This is a genomic window from Streptomyces sp. CG 926, assembly GCF_003148825.1.
Classification (GTDB): domain Bacteria; phylum Actinomycetota; class Actinomycetes; order Streptomycetales; family Streptomycetaceae; genus Streptomyces.
Window position 1 is genome coordinate 97,431 of sequence record NZ_QGGZ01000020.1, and the last position, 3,290, is coordinate 100,720.

A 3,290-nucleotide genomic window follows, 5' to 3' on the forward strand; every position below is an offset into this window, starting at 1 on the left:
CGGACTGAAGTACAGGGGTCCAGGACCACGAGCACCCCCAGGAAATAGGGGTGCTCGTGGTCCTTGTCTGGGGCCGGGGTGCGCCCCCCGGCCCCATAGCCTGAAAAAAGCCGTGCCCGGCGCGTTGACGCAACATTCAAGTGGGAGTTGAACATGGACAGTTCCATCTCGGAGGTCGTCGACGCGCTGCGGGCCTCGCTGCTGGAGAACGAACGTCTCCGGCAGCACAACCAGCGGCTCACGACGGCGTCCGCGGAACCCCTCGCGATCGTCGGCATCGGCTGCCGCTACCCCGGAGGCGTCCAGGACGTCGACGGCCTCTGGCAGCTGATCACCGAAGGCCGCGACGCCATGACCGGCTTCCCCGCCGACCGCGGCTGGGAACGCTGGGACGTGCCCACCGCCCGCACCGGTGCCTTCCTGCACGACGCCGGCAACTTCGACCCGGACTTCTTCCGCATCTCGCCCCGCGAGGCCAAGGCCATGGACCCCCAGCAGCGGCTGCTGCTGGAGACCTCGTGGGAGGCACTGGAGCGGGCCGGGATCGACCCCGCGTCGCTGAAGGGCAGCCGTACCGGCGTCTTCGTCGGCGGAGCCCCCCAGGAATACGGGGCCCTGGTCATGAACTCCGCCGAGGGCGCGGGTGGCTACGCGCTGACCGGAGCCCCCGGCAGTGTGCTGTCCGGCCGGATCTCGTACGCCTTGGGCCTGGAAGGCCCCGCGGTCACCGTGGACACGGCCTGCTCCTCCTCGCTGGTGGCCCTGCACCTCGCCATCAAGTCCCTGCGCACCGGCGAGTGCGACCTCGCACTGGCCGGCGGTGTGCTGGTGCTGGTCACCCCCTCGATCTTCGCCGAGTTCGCGGCCACCGGCGGTTCCGCCGGCGACGGCCGGTGCAAGGCCTTCTCCTCGGACGCCGACGGCACCGGCTGGGGCGAAGGCGCCGGTGTCCTCGCGATCCAGCGCCTCTCGGACGCCCGCCGGGACGGCAACCCGGTCCTCGCGGTCATCCGGGGATCGGCGGCGAACCAGGACGGTGCGTCGAACGGTCTGAGCGCCCCGAACGGTCCTTCGCAGCAGCGGGTGATCCGTCAGGCCCTGGCGAACGCAGGTCTGTCGGCGTCCGACGTGGACATGGTGGAGGCGCACGGCACGGGCACGACGCTGGGCGACCCCATCGAGGCCGAAGCCCTGCTGGCCACCTACGGCCAGGACCGGCCCGCCGACCGGCCCCTGTGGCTCGGCACCCTGAAGTCCAACATCGGGCACACCCAGGCCGCCGCAGGCGTCTCCGGCGTGATCAAGGCCGTGCTGGCCCTCCAGCACGGCGTCCTGCCCAAGACCCTCCACGTCCAGGAGCCGACGCCCGAGGTGGACTGGTCCTCCGGCGCGGTGGAGCTGCTCACCGAGGCCCGTCCCTGGCCGGAGACGGGTCGTCCGCGTCGTGCGGGTGTGTCCTCGTTCGGTATCAGCGGTACCAACGCGCACGTCATCCTGGAGCAGGCTCCCGAGGAGGAGCCGGCGGAGCCGGTCGCCGACGCGGGTCGTCCCGCGCTCAGCGGGCCCGTACCGTGGCTGGTCTCCGGCCGCACCGAGACCGCCCTGCGCGACCAGGCCGCACGACTCGCCGCGCACCTCGCCCGGACCCCCGGCCTCGACCCCACCGACGTGGGACTGTCGCTGGCCGGCACCCGTTCGGCCTTCGAGCACCGGGCCGTCGTACTGGGCGGTGACCCGGACACGCTCGTCGCGGGCCTGCGGTCGGTCGCGGACGGCGGCGAGGGCACCGGTGTGGTCTCCGGCCGCACCGGCACCGGCGGTGCGGTGTTCGTGTTCCCCGGGCAGGGTTCGCAGTGGCTGGGCATGGCCGCCGAACTGGCGGACGCCTCACCGGTCTTCCAGGCCCGGATGGCGGAGTGCGAAGACGCGCTGAACCCCCTCGTGGACTGGTCGCTGCTCGCCGTACTGCGCCAGGAGCCCGGCGCTCCGTCCTTCGACCGGGTGGACGTGGTCCAGCCGGTGCTGTGGGCCGTGATGGTGTCCCTCGCGGCGGTGTGGCGCTCGTTCGGCGTGGAGCCGGCCGCGGTGATCGGTCACTCGCAGGGCGAGGTCGCCGCCGCGTGCGTCGCCGGTGGTCTCTCCCTGGAGGACGGCGCCCGGATCGTGGCCGTGCGGTCGCGCCTGGTGCTGGAGAAGCTGTCCGGCAAGGGCGGCATGGTCTCCGTGTCCCTCCCCGTCACGGACGTCGAGGAGCGGATCGCTCCCTACGACGGCCGCATCGGAGTGGCCGCCGTCAACGGGCCCGCTTCCGTGGTGGTGTCGGGCGAGCCCGACGCCCTCGACGAACTCCTCGCCTCCTGCGAGGCGGACGGTATCCGGGCGCGTCGTATCGCGGTGGACTACGCCTCCCACTCCGCGCAGGTCGACGCCCTCGACGAGGACCTCCTGCGCGAACTCGCCGACATCCGCCCGAAGTCCTCACCCGTCGCGTTCTACTCGACGGTGTCGGGCGAGCGGATGGACACGGCCGGTCTGGATGCCGGCTATTGGGTACGGAACCTGCGCGAGCGGGTGCAGTTCGAGCCGGTCACCCGCCTGCTGGCCGAGAAGGGCAACTCCCTCTTCATCGAGTCCAGTCCGCATCCGGTCTTGACGATGGCGGTGGCGCAGACCGGTGACGCGGTGGACCGTGCGCTGGTCACGGTGGGTTCGCTGCGTCGTGAGGAAGGTGGCGCGGAGCGTTTCCTGACCTCGCTGGCCGAGGCGTATGTGGCCGGTGCTCAGGTCGACTGGAAGCAGTTGTTCACCTCGGGCAACCGGGTGTCCCTGCCGACCTACGCCTTCCAGCACCAGCGCTACTGGATCGACGACGCGGTGATCCCCGGCCAGGGTACGGCCGTCGATCCTGTCGATGCCGCGTTCTGGGGTGCGGTGGAGCGCGTGGACGCGGCGGGTGTGGCGGAGCTGGTCGACGGCGGTGCGGTCGACGCGTGGGAGCCGGTGGTTCCGGCGCTGTCGGCGTGGCGCAAGGGCCGTCGTGAGCGTTCCGTTCTGGACTCGTGGCGGTACCGCACGGTGTGGCGTTCGGTGGGTGTTCCGTCCGCCGGTCGTCTGTCGGGTGCGTGGCTGCTGGTGACGCCCTGTGCTGGGGCTCCGGTGGAGGAGGTCCGGAACGCCCTCGTGGCGGCCGGCGCTGAGGTCGTGGTCCTGGAGGCCGAGGCCGGTCTTGACCGTGCGGCGTTGGCCGCCCGGCTCGCGGAGACTCCCGACGTGCAGGGCGTCGTGTCCCT

The 3,290-nt window shown here is 72.0% G+C and carries 1 protein-coding gene; it reads left to right on the forward strand.

All coding sequences use genetic code 11. From position 1 onward, the window contains the following. Positions 1-153: 153 nt before the first annotated feature. Positions 154-3,290: type I polyketide synthase (locus BCL76_RS36095; protein ID WP_146228502.1), on the forward strand; the 3,137-nt coding region annotated here is incomplete at its 3' end.